13 protein-coding genes are annotated in these 16,186 nt (G+C 66.2%); 9 read left to right on the plus strand and 4 right to left on the minus strand.

The annotated features are described in order from the left end of the window. Positions 1-63 precede the first annotated feature (63 nt). The 3 genes from ACPEES_RS18935 (at position 64) to ACPEES_RS18945 (ending at position 3,994) form a co-directional block, all read left to right on the plus strand. Positions 64-1,785, plus strand: a complete 1,722-nt coding sequence (locus ACPEES_RS18935) for a M14 family metallopeptidase (protein ID WP_435105166.1) — start codon at positions 64-66, stop codon at positions 1,783-1,785. A 136-nt stretch (positions 1,786-1,921) separates the two neighbouring features. Beyond that, the gene (locus ACPEES_RS18940; RefSeq protein ID WP_435105167.1) at positions 1,922-2,908 is read left to right on the plus strand and encodes a Gfo/Idh/MocA family protein; all 987 of its coding nucleotides are present in this window, start codon (positions 1,922-1,924) and stop codon (positions 2,906-2,908) included. 30 nt (positions 2,909-2,938) lie between these two features. After that, positions 2,939-3,994, plus strand: coding sequence for a tRNA-queuosine alpha-mannosyltransferase domain-containing protein (locus ACPEES_RS18945; protein ID WP_435105168.1), 1,056 nt, complete (start codon positions 2,939-2,941; stop codon positions 3,992-3,994). Between the two features lie 276 nt (positions 3,995-4,270). On the opposite strand, the gene ACPEES_RS18950 is transcribed toward ACPEES_RS18945, so the two are convergent. Continuing rightward, the gene (locus tag ACPEES_RS18950; protein WP_435105169.1) at positions 4,271-4,681 is read right to left on the minus strand and encodes an NfeD family protein; all 411 of its coding nucleotides are present in this window, start codon (positions 4,679-4,681) and stop codon (positions 4,271-4,273) included. A gap of 197 nt (positions 4,682-4,878) precedes the next feature. Between ACPEES_RS18950 and ACPEES_RS18955 the strand changes: the two genes are divergently transcribed. Together ACPEES_RS18955 and ACPEES_RS18960 are read left to right on the plus strand one after the other, a co-directional pair. Further along, entirely contained in the window at positions 4,879-6,249 is a 1,371-nt protein-coding gene (locus tag ACPEES_RS18955; protein ID WP_435105170.1) for a pyridoxal-phosphate dependent enzyme, read from the plus strand. 10 nt (positions 6,250-6,259) lie between these two features. Next, positions 6,260-7,432, plus strand: coding sequence for a cystathionine gamma-synthase (locus ACPEES_RS18960; RefSeq protein WP_435105171.1), 1,173 nt, complete (start codon positions 6,260-6,262; stop codon positions 7,430-7,432). Between the two features lie 17 nt (positions 7,433-7,449). Here ACPEES_RS18960 and ACPEES_RS18965 read toward each other — a convergent pair whose 3' ends face one another. Beyond that, positions 7,450-7,650, minus strand: a complete 201-nt coding sequence (locus ACPEES_RS18965; RefSeq protein ID WP_435105172.1) for a hypothetical protein — start codon at positions 7,648-7,650, stop codon at positions 7,450-7,452. Between the two features lie 310 nt (positions 7,651-7,960). Here ACPEES_RS18965 and ACPEES_RS18970 point away from each other — a divergent pair, with 310 nt between their 5' ends. After that, entirely contained in the window at positions 7,961-9,292 is a 1,332-nt protein-coding gene (locus tag ACPEES_RS18970) for an ammonium transporter (RefSeq protein WP_435105173.1), read from the plus strand. 80 nt (positions 9,293-9,372) lie between these two features. On the opposite strand, the gene ACPEES_RS18975 is transcribed toward ACPEES_RS18970, so the two are convergent. Continuing rightward, complete coding sequence (locus tag ACPEES_RS18975; RefSeq protein WP_435105174.1) at positions 9,373-9,945, minus strand: DUF2452 domain-containing protein; 573 nt, start codon at positions 9,943-9,945, stop codon at positions 9,373-9,375. Between the two features lie 135 nt (positions 9,946-10,080). Between ACPEES_RS18975 and hspQ the strand changes: the two genes are divergently transcribed. From hspQ to ACPEES_RS18990, 3 genes are all read left to right on the plus strand, one after another. After that, positions 10,081-10,389, plus strand: coding sequence for a heat shock protein HspQ (gene hspQ, locus ACPEES_RS18980; RefSeq protein WP_435105175.1), 309 nt, complete (start codon positions 10,081-10,083; stop codon positions 10,387-10,389). Between the two features lie 707 nt (positions 10,390-11,096). Further along, positions 11,097-12,998 carry a hypothetical protein gene (locus tag ACPEES_RS18985; RefSeq protein WP_435105176.1) on the plus strand — a complete coding sequence of 634 codons (1,902 nt, stop codon included), beginning with the start codon at positions 11,097-11,099 and terminating at the stop codon, positions 12,996-12,998. A 56-nt stretch (positions 12,999-13,054) separates the two neighbouring features. Further along, a complete protein-coding gene (locus ACPEES_RS18990) occupies positions 13,055-15,076 on the plus strand; it encodes a bifunctional 2',3'-cyclic-nucleotide 2'-phosphodiesterase/3'-nucleotidase (protein WP_435105177.1) in 2,022 nt (673 codons plus the stop codon). Between the two features lie 608 nt (positions 15,077-15,684). On the opposite strand, the gene ACPEES_RS18995 is transcribed toward ACPEES_RS18990, so the two are convergent. Further along, on the minus strand, positions 15,685-16,186 hold a 502-nt coding region (locus tag ACPEES_RS18995; RefSeq protein ID WP_435105178.1), incomplete at its 5' end, for a hypothetical protein.

The following is a 16,186-nucleotide window of genomic DNA, read 5'->3' on the forward strand; positions in this document are numbered from 1 at the left end:
AGGAGCGCGCATGACAGCGGCTACAGTGGCGGTAATTCCCTGGCAATTGGGCAGGAGGCGCCCGTGGCACGCTCGATTGACCCATCGCCCCATCGCCGGGAGTACCCGGACTACGCCACCCTCTCCCGGGTACTCCGTCACTGGGCCGCAGCGCATCCGGCGCACGTGCGCCTGCAGAGCCTGGCGCGCACACCCGCCGGCCGGGAGCTCTGGCTGATCACGGTCGGCCCCGGGACCACCGGCGACGGCCCCGCCGTCTGGATCGACGGCAATATGCACGCTGCCGAGCTCGCCGGCTGCAACGCGGCAATGGCCATCGCCGAGACGGCTATCAGGCTCCACACCGCGGACGCCGCCGATATCCCGCTGCCCGCACCGGTTCTCACCAAAGCGCGCAGGGTGACCTTTCATATCCTTCCCCGCCTGTCGCCCGACGGCGCCGAGGCGGTGCTGCAATCCGGACGTGTCCTCCGCTCGGTGCCCCGCAATGCCCGCCGGCACGGCGATCGCCCGAGGTGGCACCCGGCGGATATCGACGGCGATGGCCTCGCACTGACCATGCGCGTGCCCGACCCGACCGGGGATTATGTCGAGGACGAGAAAGAGCCCGGCCTCATGCGGCCGCGGGAGATCGACGACGCCGGCCCGTTCTTCCGGCTCTACCCGGAAGGCCGGATCGAGCCTTTCGACGGACGGACCGTTCCCCAGCCCGATTTTCTCTCGGACAACAGTCCCGACCTCAACCGTAACTTCCCCTACGACTGGGCTCCCGAGGAAGACCAGCACGGCGCCGGGCCGTACCCGTTGAGCGAGCCCCAAAGCCGCGCGGTCGCGGAATTCGCCCAGGCACACCCACAGATCTTCGCGTGGCTGAATCTCCACACGTTCGGCGGGGTGTTCATCCGACCACCGGGAGCGGCCGCTGACACGTCCATGGATCGTGACGATCTGGCCATGTACCGGCAGGTGGAAACCTGGGCGGACGCCCTCACCGGGTACCCGATGGTCAGTGGCTACGAGGAATTCACCTACGAGCCCGGACGCCCCCTGCACGGCGACCTCACGGACTTCGCCTTCCATCAGCAGGGCTGCCTGGCGATGGTCTGCGAACTCTGGGACATTTTCGCCCGTCTCGGAGTCGAACGGCAGCATCCGTTCGTGACCCATTACACCCGCATCACGCAGGACGACCTTCGGGCACTTGCACGCTGGGACCGCGAGCACAACCAAGGCCGCATCCTCAAACCCTGGCGCGCTGTCGATCACCCACAGCTGGGGGACGTCGAAGTCGGCGGTTGGGATCCGCGGGTCGGCCTGTTCAATCCGCCCTACGAGCAGCTTCCCCACCTGTGCGACGCCATCGCGGCGTTCTGGTTACGCGTCGCGGCGCTGGCCCCCTGCGTGACGATCGACGACCTCTATGCCGCGCCGCTGGGCGACGACCTCACCCGCATCACCGCCACGGTCCGCAACACGGGCTACCTGAGCACCTACGGAATGCCGTCCGCGCGGCGTCTCGAGTGGAATCACCCACTGTACGCGCACCTCGAGGCCGAGGGGCCGGAGCCGGTCACCACCGGCGGCAGCCGCCAGAAGGTCGGCCACCTGCACGGTTGGGGGCACGGCCGTTTCAACCCGCGTGCCACGCTGTTCTATCCCTTCAGTCCGGGCAATACGGGCGAGCGGCGCCTGAGCTGGCTGGTCCGCGGACACGGCGACGTCACCATTCGGGTTACCGGGCCGCGCACGGGCACCGTAAGCGCCAGCATCCATATCACCGGGTAATCAACCGCCGGATCCCGGGCCCTCACGGGCATGTCCTTCAAGCGGCGGCCCGGCGGCGCTCCCAAATGTGCTGACAATGCGCCGGCAGACACCAGTAGACTGTGCGTCCCGACACACAGCGGCATAGGGAGGCGTCATGGCAACGCTGAACTGGGGCATTCTCGGCACCGCGAAAATCGCGCAGGAAAAGGTGATCCCGCCGATGCAGGCGGCCGATCACTGCCAGGTGGCGGCGATCGCCTCCCGGAACGCGGACACGGCACGGACAGTGGCGGAACATCTCGGCATTCCACGATCCCACGGCAGCTACGAGGCGTTGCTCGCCGACCCCGCCGTCGACGCCGTCTACATCCCACTGCCCAACCACCTGCACGTGGACTGGACCATCAAAGCCGCCGAGGCAGGCAAGCACGTGCTCTGCGAAAAGCCCATAGGCGTGGACACGAAGGACGCGCAACGGCTGCTCGCCGTGCGCGAGCGCACCGGCGTCTACATTCAGGAAGCGGTGATGGTACGCACCCACCCGCAATGGCTCGAAGTGCGCGAGCTCGTGGGCGACGGCGCCATTGGCCGGGTGCAGGCGGTTCACGGCATGTTCAGCTATCACAAGACCGACCCGCAGAACATCCGCAACGTGGCCGGCTACGGCGGCGGCGGCATGCTCGATATCGGCTGTTACCCGATCACGACATCACGCTTCGTGCTCGGCATGGAACCGCGACAGGTTGCCGCGCTGATCGAGCACGACCCCGAGCTCGGTATCGACCGACTCGGTTCCGCCCTGCTCGACTTCCCTGGCGTGCAGGCGACGTTCACCTACGGAACCCAGCTTGCGCCACACCAGTGCATGCAGTTCTTCGGCGACGCCGGCTGGATCGATGTGGAGATCCCGTTCAACGCCCCCGTGGACCGGCCTTGCCGCCTGGCTCTCACCAACGGTGACGGCCGGCGGATCATCGATATCGAAAGCTGCGACCAGTACGGTGTGCAGGCGGAGCGCTTCGCGCGGGCGGTACTGGCCGGGCAGCCGCAGCCCGTGCCGCTGGAGGACTCGCTCGCCAACATGCGGGTCGTTGACGCGGCCTTCCGGGCCGGCCGCACCGGGCACTGGGAACGCCCCTGAGACGGCAATTGCAGGCAACGAACCGCGATCATGGCTGCCCCGCGTATCTGGCTGCTCTCCGCCTACGCCGCCCCGAGTCACCGCTCGTGGGCCGATTGGCTGGTCGATGGCCACCCCGACTACCACTGGCGCCGGTTCGAGCTTCCGGGGCGGCACTTCCGATGGCGGATACGCGGCAACCCGCTTTCCTGGCTGGATGCGCTGCCGCAGGACGTCCCCGACCGCCTGATCGCCACGTCCATGGTGGACCTCGCCACGTTGAAGGGGCTTCATCCGCGGCTGGCATCCGTGCCGACCTATTACTATTTCCACGAGAACCAGTTCGCCTACCCGGTGAGCGAACGCCAGTTCCGCTCCGTCGACCCGCAGATGGTACAACTCTACGGCGCGCTCGCCGCCGATCGGCTGCTGTTCAATTCCGCATTCAACCGGGATTCGTTTCTCGACGGAATCGAACAACTGCTGGCACGGATGCCCGACCAGGTGCCCAACAGCGTCCGCGAGCGTTTGTGTTCCCGCACCACCGTCTGCCCCGTGCCCATCCGACCGGTCGCAGCCGCCCCCGAACGCGACGAGCGCCTGATCCTCTGGAACCATCGCTGGGAATACGACAAGGCGCCGGAAGTATTCACAACGGCGATCCTCGAGCTCGCCGAGCGCGGTATTCCATTCCGGCTGGCACTACTCGGCGCCCGCCACCATGGCGCTTGCGAGTCCCTCGAGCGCCTGCGCGCCGCCCTGCCCGACCGGATCGTCGCGGATGGACGCGTCGACGAAGAGACCTATCGTCGACTTCTGGGCCAGGCCGCCATTGCCGTGAGCACGGCCCGCCACGAATTTCAGGGCCTCGCCATGCTGGAGGCCGCGAGCGCGGGCGCCCGGCCGCTGGTGCCCGATGCGCTGTGTTACCCGGAGCAGTACCCGGATACCTACCGTTACCCGCCGGGGGACGAGCAGGCACTCACGGACCGGCTCGGCGAATGGCTGACCGGCACGCTACCCGCGCCCGTGGATGTCTCGGCCTGGCATGCCGGACACCTGCGCCCGCGATGGCAAACCGTTCTGGCGGGCGATCCCATCGCGTGATCGAGCAGGCCACGCCCTGCGGACGTATGTACCGACCTTTCGACAAGTATTGCCATGTCTCGGCGTTCCTCAGCGCGCCTGTTCGCGTCGACACACCTCGTCGGTATGCCGCCACGACGGGCTTGCGACATCCCGAGTCAGTGGCCTCGATGATCAGGAGCGCGACGAGCGACGCGGCCCACAGGCGCGCTCACAAGCGCCCGGAGAGAGCCGTTGTGCGGCTCTCAGGCATGGCAATACTTGTCGTAGGGTCAATTGGGTGACAATACCGGGCAGTCAATTGCCGGCGTTTCCCGCCCACCCCAGCCCGGCGGCTTCCACGATGAGGACGAACCCTTCGGCGGCCACGATGCGCACCTCCTCACCGGCACCTACGGTTGCCCGCTCCACGGTGCGCGCGCGCCAGCGTTCGCCGTCGACGCGCACGTGCCCGGTTGGATCCAGCGGTTCCAGAGTGACGGCCTGGCGCCCGACCAGAGCCGCGACACCGGTGGGCACGTCGTCACGCAGCGCGTGCCGGTACAAGGGGTACAGGGCCGCGTCCTTGAGCAGCCAGAGGCCGAAAATGCCCCCGCCGACCCACCCGTCGACCCAGCCTGCGGAGACGACGACATAGAGCACTATCGCAACAAGTAGTGCCTCCGGTACCTGAATCAGCACGTAACGCAGGGCAACGGGTGCGCGCATCGTCGACTTCGCCGTGTCGTGGAGCGGAGTATCACCGCGGAGATTCTACGCGAGGTGGCGGATGCGAGGCGGCTCTGTGGGGTACATCGACCTCCAGCGGGCCGATTTCCTCTCACGCGCATGGCGCCATGCACCACCTCGCTTCTAGACTAGGTACCGTAAGGTTCAAAAGATGAATCAGGGAGGAGGAGCACGCCATGCCCACCTACGCCAATGCCATGGAGCTGATCGGCAACACACCCCTGATGCGGGTGTCGAACCTGGACACCGGCCCCTGCGAGCTCTATCTCAAGCTCGAGAACAGCAATCCGACGGGCTCGATCAAGGACCGCATCGGCCTGTCCATGATCGAGGCAGCGGAGCAGGACGGCAGCCTGCGCCCCGGTGGCACCATCGTCGAAGGCACCGCCGGCAACACCGGGCTGGCGCTCGCGCTGGTCGCCCAGCAGAAAGGCTATCGGCTGATCCTCGTCATCCCGGACAAGATGAGCCGGGAGAAGATCTTCAATCTCAAGGCCATGGGAGCGGAGGTGGTGATGACCCGCTCGGACGTGGCGAAAGGCCACCCCGAGTACTACCAGGACAAGGCTCAAGCGATCGCCGAGCGCACCGAGGGAGCGGTGTTCATCAACCAGTTCGCCAACCCCGCCAACCCCCATGCCCATGAAACCATCACCGGCCCGGAGATTCACGAGCAGATGGATCAGCGGGTGGATGCAGTGATCTGCGGCGTGGGCTCCGGCGGCACCCTGACCGGGCTGTCTCGCTTTTTCGCACGGGCGGCACCGGACACGGAGATGGTGCTCGCCGACCCCAAGGGGTCGATCCTGGCCGAGTACGTCCGCACCGGCCGCACCGACCTGGAAGGCGGTTCCTGGCTCATCGAGGGCATCGGCGAAGACTTCATTCCCCCGGTCGCGGACCTCTCCCACGTCCACAACGCGATCACGGTGGACGACAAGGAAAGCCTGCTCTGCGGCCGCGAGCTACTGCGTGCCGAGGGCATTCTCGGCGGCACCTCCACCGGTACCTGCCTGGCCGCGGCCCTTCGCTACTGCCGCGGTCAACGCACCCCCAAACGCGTGGTGACCTTCGTCTGCGACACCGGCAACAAGTACCTATCCAAGATGTACAACGACCACTGGCTGGAGGATCAGGGCTTCATAGAACGCCACCGCTACGGCGATCTGCGCGATCTCGTCAAGCACCCGTTCGACGAGCGCGATACCGTGGTCATCGGCCCGGACGAGCCATTGACCACAGCGTATGCACGCATGAAGCTCTACGATGTCTCCCAGCTACCGGTCATGGACAACGACCGGGTCGTGGGCATTGTCGACGAGTCGGACTTGCTGCTCGCCGTCTACGGCCACGTTGATCACTTCCGTTCGCCGGTACGCGAAGCCATGATCACCCAACTGGAGAAGGTGGATGTACGCGCGAGCCTCGATGACGTACTCGCCATCTTCAAGGCCGGTCACGTCGCCATCGTCACCGAGGGCGATCACTTCCACGGCCTGATCACACAGATCGACCTGCTCAATTACCTACGGCGCAAGACCGACTGAGATATCGACAATGACCGACGACGATCGACGCTACGGCCTGGCCACGCGGGGCATTCATGCGGGCCAGACTCCGGACCCGGGCACCGGCGCCATCATGACGCCCATCTTCGCCACCTCCACCTACGTACAGTCGAGCCCCGGCCACCATCAGGGGTTCGACTACTCGCGTACCAGCAACCCCACCCGTCTCGCCTACGAACGCTGTGTGGCGGACCTGGAGAACGGGCGCGCAGGGTTCGCCTTCGCCTCCGGCATGGCGGCAACGGCGAGCGTACTCGAGCTGCTGGATCACGGTAGCCACGTCATTGCCATGGACGATCTCTACGGCGGCTCCTATCGGCTGTTCGAGAACGTGCGCCGGCGCTCGGCAGGGCTCGAGTTCAGCTTCGTGGACCTCACCGACGCGGACGCCATGGCTGCCGCGGTGCGGGAGAACACACGCATGATCTGGGTGGAATCCCCCACCAACCCGCTGCTCAAGCTGGTGGACCTGGAACGCGTGGCGGCCTTCGCACGGGACCACGGCCTGATCGCGGTGATGGACAACACCTTCGCCACGCCCGTCCTGCAGCAGCCGCTGGATTTCGGCTTCGACGTGGTGGTGCACTCGGCGACGAAATACATCGGCGGGCACTCGGACGTGGTCGGCGGCGTCGCGGTAGTGGGCAACGACACCGAGCTCGCCGACCGCCTGGGCTACATCCAGAACGCGGCCGGGGCCATCGCGGGGCCGTTCGACAGTTTCCTCGCCATGCGTGGCGCCAAGACCCTGGCGCTTCGCATGCGCCAACACTGCGCGAACGCCCGCACCATCGCCGACTGGCTGAACCGCCACCCGCAGGTGGAACGGGTCATCTACCCGGGTCTGGAGAACCATCCCCAGCATGAGCTCGCCGACCGGCAGATGAATGACTTCGGGGGAATGGTCTCGGCGGTCATCCGCGGTGGAGAGGACGGGGCACGCCGCATGCTCGAACGCTGCCGTATCTTCTCGCTCGCCGAGAGCCTGGGCGGGGTGGAGAGCCTCATCGAGCATCCCGGCATCATGACCCACGCCTCCATTCCGGCGGAAACACGCCGGCGTCTGGGGATCGAGGACGGGCTGATCCGGCTGTCGGTTGGCATCGAGGACGTGGAGGACCTTACCGCGGACCTGGATCAAGCACTCGCCGGGGACGCGTAAAGCGTCCCCCTGCCGGGCTACCAGTGGTGGTGCCGATGCCCGAAACGGTGGTGGTAGCGGTACTTGTGTCCGTAGCGATAGTAGCCATGGTCACTGAACCGGTACTTGATATGACCGTGGTAACCGCTGCCGTGACCACCGTAGTAGCCGATGCCATAGGAGTGCGACACGGCATAGTGGCAACCGGAGAGCCCGGCCCCCAGTAATACCGCGATCATGGCCGCTCGCAGATGTGGCCCGCAGCCCGATACCGGCAAACGCATGGGCTTCGCCCTCGCGCAGACCGCCAAGACCACAAAGCATAGCCGCTCGCCACTGAACCAGGCGTGAATGTGGTGCACCGCCGTCGCACCGATGTGGTGCCCGCTTGGTGCAGCGCCCCAATGCGGTGCACTCCGGCACCATCCGGAATCCCGTAACTTACTGTTAAAAAACTATTTTCCGCCTTGGCACAGAGACTGCTTCAGCGGTGCGAGTCCATCGTTCCCAGCGAACGTACACCGATCACTCGTTACCACGGAGCAGCCAATGGACGCGGTTACACAACTCAGCTACGCGCTGGATACCTTTTATTTCCTCGTCTCGGGCGCGCTGGTGATGTGGATGGCGGCGGGCTTCGCCATGCTCGAAGCGGGGCTGGTGCGCGCCAAGAATACCGCCGAGATCCTGACCAAGAACGTCGCGCTCTATGCCATCGCCTGTGTGATGTACATGCTGGTGGGCTACCAGATCATGTACGGTGGCTCCGACAGCGCCGTGTTCCCCGGCCTGGGCTTTCTCATCGGCGCCGATCACACTACCGAGGCCGTGCTCGCCAGCAGCGGCGAGCTTTATTACTCGGTGCTTTCCGACTTCTTCTTCCAGGTGGTGTTCGTCGCCACGGCCATGTCCATCGTTTCCGGCGCGGTGGCCGAGCGCATGAAGCTCTGGGCGTTCCTCGCCTTCGCCGTGGTCATGACCGGTTTCATCTACCCGGTGCAGGGTTACTGGAAGTGGGGCGGTGGCTTCCTCGACCAGCTCGGCTTCCAGGACTTCGCCGGCTCCGGTGTGGTGCATCTCGCCGGTGCCGCCGCGGCACTCGCCGGCGTACTGCTGCTCGGCGCGCGCCACGGGAAGTACGGACCGAAGGGGCAGGTGCGCGCCATCCCGGGCGCCAACCTGCCGCTGGCGACCCTCGGCACGTTCATCCTGTGGCTCGGCTGGTTCGGCTTCAACGGCGGCTCGGAGCTCAAGGTCTCCGACGTGGCCGAGGCCAACGCCGTCGCCCGGGTGTTCGTCAACACCAACATGGCCGCTGCCGGCGGCGCCGCGATCGCGGCAATCGTCTCCCGGGCCCTGTTCGGGAAAACGGATCTCACCATGGTCCTCAACGGTGCCATCGCCGGCCTGGTCGCCATCACCGCCGAGCCGTTGACCCCGGCACCGCTGCTCGCCGCGGCCATCGGCGGCGTGGGCGGCGCCCTGGTCGTGCTCTCGGTGGTCGCACTGGACAAGCTGCACATCGACGACCCGGTGGGTGCCATCTCCGCGCACGGTACGATCGGCATCTGGGGCCTGCTCGCCGTGCCCATGTCCAACGACAGCGCCACGATCGTCGGCCAGCTCATCGGCATCGTCACCATCTTCGCCTGGGTCTTCGCGGCCAGCCTGATTGTCTGGGCCGTGATCAAGGCGACCATGGGCCTGCGCGTGAGCGAGGAAGAGGAACGCCAGGGCGTGGATATCGGCGAGTGCGGCCTGACCGCCTACCCGGAGTTCATCGCCCCGGACAGCACCGAGCCGAGTGAGCGTCCGCCCCGCGGGCGCAAGACCCCGGAGCCGGCGACGAAGCCGACCACACCGCAGCCCTCTCAGCATTAAGCGATAAATCGCCCCACGTGAACAGGGTGCCTTCGGGCGCCCTGTTCACATAGCCGCTGCGGGCACGCGCGGCGCGGCGGTTACTCCGGTGCGGGCTCGTGCGCCAGCAGCCCGCGCGCCTCGTTGTAGGAGAGGCCCCGGATCCCGGTCTGCTCCATGGACGCCCCCAGCGAGTGAGACAACGCAAACGCGAAGGCACGCTGGTAGAACGGCATCTGCGACTCGTGCACCGGCAGTACGTCGTCCACGGTCTCGGCATCCTCCAGACGCCGCTCGAAGGCCTCGCGCTTGTCCGCGAGGAACTGCATGAAGGCGGCATCCTCGGCCACCTCTTCGGCGAGCTCCAGCGTCCAGGTCATGTCCGGCTGCAGCCGGCATTCGCCGATAAAGCGGCCATAGACGCCCTCCCCCCACTCGTCGGGCGGGATGAGCGACAACCAGAAACGCTCGCGCTTGCGGTATAGCCAGTAGGAACGGCCCGGTACCGGCTTGAAGTTGAAGTCGCTCTCCAACACGAACAGCGAAGTGAAGAGCTCGGTGGAGACACGTTCAATGTGCTTAGGCGGCGCCGCAGCCACCGCGGCACGGCTCTCGGCGAGCGCCGCCAGCACTGGAACCTGCCCTTTACCTTCCGGATTCGGCTTCCTGCTCATGGATGCGTCACGATCTTCGGAACACAGTAACGGCGGGCATGCTACGCAGTATCCGCCGAGCTGTCATGGCCTGCACGTTTGACCCCACCTTAGCCCAGCGTCACGCTTACGGTGATCAACCGTGGGAGTCAGGAAATGGCCCAACCGCGCTTTACCATCGGTGAGCTCGTCCATCACAAGAAGTTCGGCTATCGCGGCGTCATCGTGGACGTCGACGCCGAGTACAACGGCTCCGAGGAGTGGTACGAGTACATGGCGCGCAGCCGACCGCCGAAAGACGCCCCGTGGTACCACGTGCTCGTCCACGACGCGCAGCATTCGACCTACGTCGCCGAACGCCACCTCGAACCCGACGACAGCGGCGAGCAGATCAATCACCCGGCACTCGGCCGGTTCTTCGACCGCTTCGACAACGGGCGCTACTTCAGCAGCCGGTACAACTAGTCTCCTGAATCAGCATTCCGCTGCAATTCCACGGTATTCCTGCGCGACACCGTGCCGCTGTCGCGGTGTTGGTGACGCTCGACATGGGATCGCCACGCCTTCGCGCTACCGCCTACGACAGCGGCGCCATGTCACGTGGGAAGGGAGCGCTTCACTCACCCCACGGTGAATGACGGTCGCGGATTTCAGTCCGGGTTGCGCAAAGCCATGCCGTACCGATGGGTGCTCCCTTGCGAAGCGCTACTCGAGCCACGCGACCGGGAACGCGTTACTCAGCCGCGGAACCCTGCAGGGCGGTCGCCGGGTCCGTCGTCGCGCCCACCGGCGGGAGCGTATGCGGCCAGGGAAGGCCGCATACGAGCCTACACGGACGTACTCGCGGCGTCTCCCGCCGGTGGGCGCGACGACGGACCCTCCCCGTGCATCTCACCCATCTCCAATGGCGCGGCGGATACATCGGTCAACGCCGAATCGAGAACGAAGAAAGCCTGAAACCGTGCGATTTCGCCGCCGGTCCATCATGCTCGCCGTGAGCCCACGTTCGCGAGCTACCCGGTTCGACGACGGAGGCCGCATGACGTTTAGCGGCAATACTTGCGACCCCCCGCTGAAACGTCATTCAAGCTTAACGCGACTGTCTTGTTCCCGTCGTCCGGCGATGCGACGGTTCAGCGCCTGCACCGAGGCCACGCCAAGGAGACGGTCACATGATCACTCGCGGATTGACCCGCATCACCCTGTTCACCGCCCTCGCGCTTACCACGGCACTCGCCCATGGCGCGCCTTACGAATGGAACTATCCGGCGCCCATCAAGACCCCGGGCGCCAACGACAACGGCAACGTCGTGCTCTTCGACGTCTCCCACGGCGGCACCGAGGGCAACGCCGACTGGGTGATCGACGGCGCATTCTCGGACTTCGCCGACGCGCTCGTCGCCGAGGGTTACACCGTCCAGGAGTACCGCGGCGTCGACAAGAACGGCGACGGCGTCATCCAGTTCGTGGACGACTACCACACACCCACCGAGGCCGCGCACGCCGCCAACGAAGCGGTGATCACCTACCCCGGCATCAGTCACGCGGACGTGCTGGTGCTCGCCGAAAGCAACCGCCCGTTCACGATCGCCGAACGTGACGCGCTGGCGCAGTTCGTCGCCGACGGCAACGGCGTATTCTTCATCGCCGATCACTACAACGCCGACCGCAACCTCAACACCTGGGACAGCACCGAGGTGTTCAACGGCTACAACCGCTCGACCCGCGCGAAGTACGACCTCGGCGGCACCTACGGCGACCTGCGCAACCCGGGTACCGCCGGTGATGGGTGGCTCGCGGAGACGTTCGGCGTACGGTTCCGCTTCAATGCCATCGACTGGAAATCCGGCGTCAGCGGCATCGTCGACCCCGAGCAGGGCGAGGGCCTCACCGTCGGAGTAGACCCGGTCCTCATGGCCGGCGGCGCCACGCTGGCAATCACCGACCCCAGCCGCGCCAAGGGGCTGGTCTATTTCGGTCCGAGCGACAGTCCGGCGCGCTGGTCCCACGCCGTGGACTCCGGCGTGTATTTCGGCGGCGAGGCGGAGGGCCCGTACGTGGCCATCGCCAAGGCGGGCGCCGGCAAGGCCGCCTTCATCGGCGATTCCAGCCCCATCGAGGACGACTCGCCCAAGTACCGCCGCCAGGACAATGGCGAGACCAAGCACACCTACCCCGGCTGGACCGATGCTGGCAATGCGGCGGTCCTCAGCGTCAATATCGTCGACTGGCTCGCCACACCCGAGTCCTACACGGCATTCGGCGGCAGCGTCCATCCGGCCGGCGACGCCACGCCCAATCCCCTCGCGAGCGAGGAGCTGGACGACCCGGACAACGGCGCGCCCTGGCGCGAGCCTTCCGGCGGCTACGCCCCCTGGGATCCATCGACCTTCGCTGCCGGCGCCTACGGAGCGCCACAGGGCATCGACGGCGGTGACGGCGGCGATGGAACCACGCTCACCGTGACCGAAGCCCTCGCCCGTTCGAACGGTACGGACGTTACGGCCACCGGCGAGATCACCCGCGGCATCAACGACCCGTACGCCCTGGAAATTGCCGACCCGGCCAACCCCGGCGCGACCCTGTACGTGAAGCTCGAAAGCGAATATCGCGACGCGTTCAGCCCGGCCAATGACCCATCGGTCGTCGGCGAGACCCTGCAGGTCACCGGTACCCGGGACGACTACATGACGGAGCCGAGCATTGAATCGGTCACCGCCATGAAGCTCGTCGACGATAGCGGCTCGGACAGCGGCGACGAGACCGCCTGCGGCTCCGCGGACTCGATCACGGTCTCGACAGCGTACGCCAGCAGCCTGGGCACGCCGCTCACCGTCGTGGGCGAGGTGATCGGCGGCATCAACGACCCCTACGCCCTCGAGCTCGGCGACCCGAGCAACGGCACCAGCATTTACGTGAAGCTGGAATCCGGCCAGCGCGCCCAGTACAGCCCGGCCAACAATCCGGCGATCGTCGGCGAGTGGCTGGAGGTCGTCGGCACCCGCGATGAGTACATGACTCACCCCAGCGTGGAGTCGGTCAGCAGCCTGACCCTGCTCTCCAGCTGCCCCTGAATCCCCGGCGGGCATCGCCCGCCGTTCCATCCACCGGCAGATAGGTCAAAGATACGATGACGATTTCCCCGCGCTCCCTGCTCGTGCTATCGCTGCTGGGCACCGCCGTTCTGGGCGGCTGCGGCGGCGATGGCGACAACGACGACAGCCCGGAAACGACCGGCCCGGTCACGGTGGATCTCCGACTCATGGAGACCACGGATATCCACGCCAACGTGATGGACTACAACTACTACGGCGACGAGGCGGACCCCACCATCGGGCTGGTGCGCACCGCGACGCTGGTCAGGCAGGCGCGCGAGGCGCTCGAATTCCGCGACAATCACCTGCTCGTGGACAACGGTGACCTCATCCAGGGCAGCCCCATGGGGGACTGGCGCGAGGCGGAAGGCCTGGCGGCCGGCGAGGTTCACCCGGTGTACAAGGCCATGAACGAGATGAACTACGCCGTGGGCAACTACGGCAACCACGAGTTCAACTACGGCCTGGAATTCCTGGACGAAAGCGTCAACGACGCCGCCTTCCCGTACATCAGCGCCAACATCTTCAAGGACGACGGCGACGGTGACCCCAGCAACGACGTGCCCTACTTCGAGCCCTACAGGCTCATCGACAAGTACGTCACCGACCGCGACGGCGAAAGCCACGAGATCACCATCGGCGTGATCGGCTTCGTGCCGCCGCAGATCATGCAGTGGGACAAGGAGAACCTCGAAGGCCGGGTCGTCACCAAGGACATCAAGGCCATGGCCGAGCGGTACGTGCCGCAGATGCAGGCCGAGGGCGCGGATATCATCGTGGCCGTGCCCCATTCGGGGATCAGCACCAAGGCGTACTCCGCCGCCGACAAGGCCGAGAACAGCGCCTGGTACCTGGCCGACGTCGCGGGCATCGACGCCATCATGTTCGGCCACAGCCACCTGGTGTTTCCCTCGGAGGCATTCGCCGACACCGCAAACGTCGACATCGAGCGTGGCACCATCAAGGGCGTACCCGCCGTCATGCCCGGCTTCTGGGGCAGCCACCTGGGCATCATCGACCTGACGCTGGAATACGAGGCCGACGCCGACGACTGGACGGTGACCGGCAGCGAGGTGGAGGCCGAGCCCATCTTCGCCGACGGCGAACCCACGGTCACCGCGGATGCGACGCTCAAGGCGCTGGTGGCCGACGACCACCAGGCCACTATCGACTACATGAACCAGCCCATCGGTGAGTCCACCGACGACATCTTCAGCTTCCTGGCGATGGTGAAGGACGACCCGTCCGTGCAGATCGTCAACGACGCCCAGAAGGCCTACGTGGAGGCCGCCATCGAGGGCGACGTCAACCTCCAGGACCTGCCCGTGCTCTCCGCCGCCGCCCCGTTCAAGGCCTGCGACCGCGAGGGCAACTGCGACGAGGAAGGCAGCTTCACGGTGGTGCCCGCCGGCGAGCTCAAGGTGAAGAACGCCGCCGATCTCTACCTCTACCCCAACACCCTCATGGCGGTGAAGGTGAACGGCAGCGAGCTCAAGGAATGGCTGGAGTGCTCGGCGTCGCAGTTCTACCAGATCGACACGGACACCACCGAGCCGCAATCCCTGGTCAACTTCACCGGCTTCCCCACTTACAACTTCGACGTCATCGACGGCGTGACCTACCAGATCGACGTCACCCAGCCGCCCAAGTACGACCGCGACTGCAACGTCATCAACGCGGACGCCGAGCGCATTGTGGACCTGCAGTTCGAGGGCCAGGCCGTTCCCGCGGACAAGGCGTTCCTGATCGCCACCAACAACTATCGGGCCAATAGCGGCGTGTTCCCCGGCACCGGCGCGGATCACGTGGTCATCAACTCGCCGGACGCCAACCGCACGGTGCTGGCGAACTACATCAAGGACAACAGCCCGGTGACCCCGACCGCCGACGGCAACTGGTCCTTCGCCCCCATCGACAGCGGCACGGACCTCACCCTGACCTTCCGCGTGCCCAACACGGACCGGGCGCGGAGCTTCGTGCGCGACAAAGCACCCAACGCCATGTTCCTGGAAGTCAACGACAACGACGAAGCCGTCTACGAGCTGCACCTGCAGTGAGCCATCCGGGCCGCCTGCGGGCGGCCCGGCTTACTAATCTTCTCAGAAGTATTGTCATGCGTCAGAGCGCCACAGCGGCCCGGGGGCAAGACGCGTTCGCGCCGGCGTGGCTGGGTCACGTCAAGCGAGCGCAACGCCGCCACCGGGTCGCTGTGGCGCTCCCTTTGGGCCGGTCTGTGCGCCGATGGGATCTGCGTTGCTCACCGCTTGTGTAGCCCGGCTACACGGCGCGCCTCGCGCCTTGCCCCATCGGCGCACAGTCCGGCTGACGCATGACAATACTTCTGAGAAGATTAGTATCCACCCGCACCCCTTTCTGGTCCGCAAGCGACACTACGACGGCGAGCGAGTCCTTATTTACCCACAAGACCGAATTCCGGCAGAAGCGGCGTGGAAGACGCACCACGTGCCACCAGCGCCGGCGGGGCGTGCCGGGGCGGGAGCGTATGCGGCCATGGACGGCCGCATCCGAGCGTATAGGGACATATTCACAGCGTCTCCCGCCCCGGCACGCCCCGCCGGTGCTGCCACGGCCGCAGACCTATTTGCAGCACCGCGAACCTGTCGCGCTGAGGGAGACAGAGTTGTCGCCCTGGGCGCAGGGGGAGCTATTGCCGCCGCGCGTGGGTCATCCAGCCCCCCATTACGAACAACAGCAACGCCATCACCACCAACCCGGGCAGGCCGGTCACCGGCACCGCCGTGACGCCGACGCTCAGGGCGAACCGTACCGGCTCGTCCACACCCGTCGCCTCGGCGGTCACCGCGACCGCCCCGGAGTTCTCGCCCGCGGCGGCGTAGACCCCCGCACGCCCGTCGGCATCGGTGGTCACCGACACCGTCGAAGCGCCGGCGCTCTGCGCCACAGCGGTACTGATCAGCCCGAAATCGGGTGCCGCGCTGGTGTGCATCGGCTGTTCAGAGAGCTCGGCACTCCCCGAGGTCACGGTGAAGGTGACGGTGACACCGGCGACCGGCGTGTTGTCGACATCGCGCACCTGCACCGTCAGCGGCTCGCCAAACGCCTTGCCAACGTAAGCGTCCGGTGCATACCGCCTTCCGGGCTGTCCGGTGATTGGCGATGATCGTGTCTGCGTTAGCGACGTGGGC

The organism is Arhodomonas sp. AD133 (assembly GCF_051195215.1).
Classification (GTDB): Bacteria; Pseudomonadota; Gammaproteobacteria; order Nitrococcales; family Nitrococcaceae; genus Arhodomonas.

Excerpts from the sequence above, each read along its gene's own strand:
- ACPEES_RS18970 (WP_435105173.1), top strand. The coding sequence starts at position 7,961 with ATGGACGCGGTTACACAACTCAGCTACGCGCTGGATACCTTTTATTTC.
- ACPEES_RS18985 (WP_435105176.1), top strand. The coding sequence starts at position 11,097 with ATGATCACTCGCGGATTGACCCGCATCACCCTGTTCACCGCCCTCGCG.
- ACPEES_RS18960 (WP_435105171.1), top strand. The coding sequence starts at position 6,260 with ATGACCGACGACGATCGACGCTACGGCCTGGCCACGCGGGGCATTCAT.
- ACPEES_RS18940 (WP_435105167.1), top strand. The coding sequence starts at position 1,922 with ATGGCAACGCTGAACTGGGGCATTCTCGGCACCGCGAAAATCGCGCAG.
- ACPEES_RS18950 (WP_435105169.1), bottom strand. The coding sequence starts at position 4,681 with ATGCGCGCACCCGTTGCCCTGCGTTACGTGCTGATTCAGGTACCGGAG.
- hspQ (WP_435105175.1), top strand. The coding sequence starts at position 10,081 with ATGGCCCAACCGCGCTTTACCATCGGTGAGCTCGTCCATCACAAGAAG.
- ACPEES_RS18990 (WP_435105177.1), top strand. The coding sequence starts at position 13,055 with ATGACGATTTCCCCGCGCTCCCTGCTCGTGCTATCGCTGCTGGGCACC.
- ACPEES_RS18965 (WP_435105172.1), bottom strand. The coding sequence starts at position 7,650 with ATGATCGCGGTATTACTGGGGGCCGGGCTCTCCGGTTGCCACTATGCC.
- ACPEES_RS18955 (WP_435105170.1), top strand. The coding sequence starts at position 4,879 with ATGCCCACCTACGCCAATGCCATGGAGCTGATCGGCAACACACCCCTG.
- ACPEES_RS18975 (WP_435105174.1), bottom strand. The coding sequence starts at position 9,945 with ATGAGCAGGAAGCCGAATCCGGAAGGTAAAGGGCAGGTTCCAGTGCTG.
- ACPEES_RS18945 (WP_435105168.1), top strand. The coding sequence starts at position 2,939 with ATGGCTGCCCCGCGTATCTGGCTGCTCTCCGCCTACGCCGCCCCGAGT.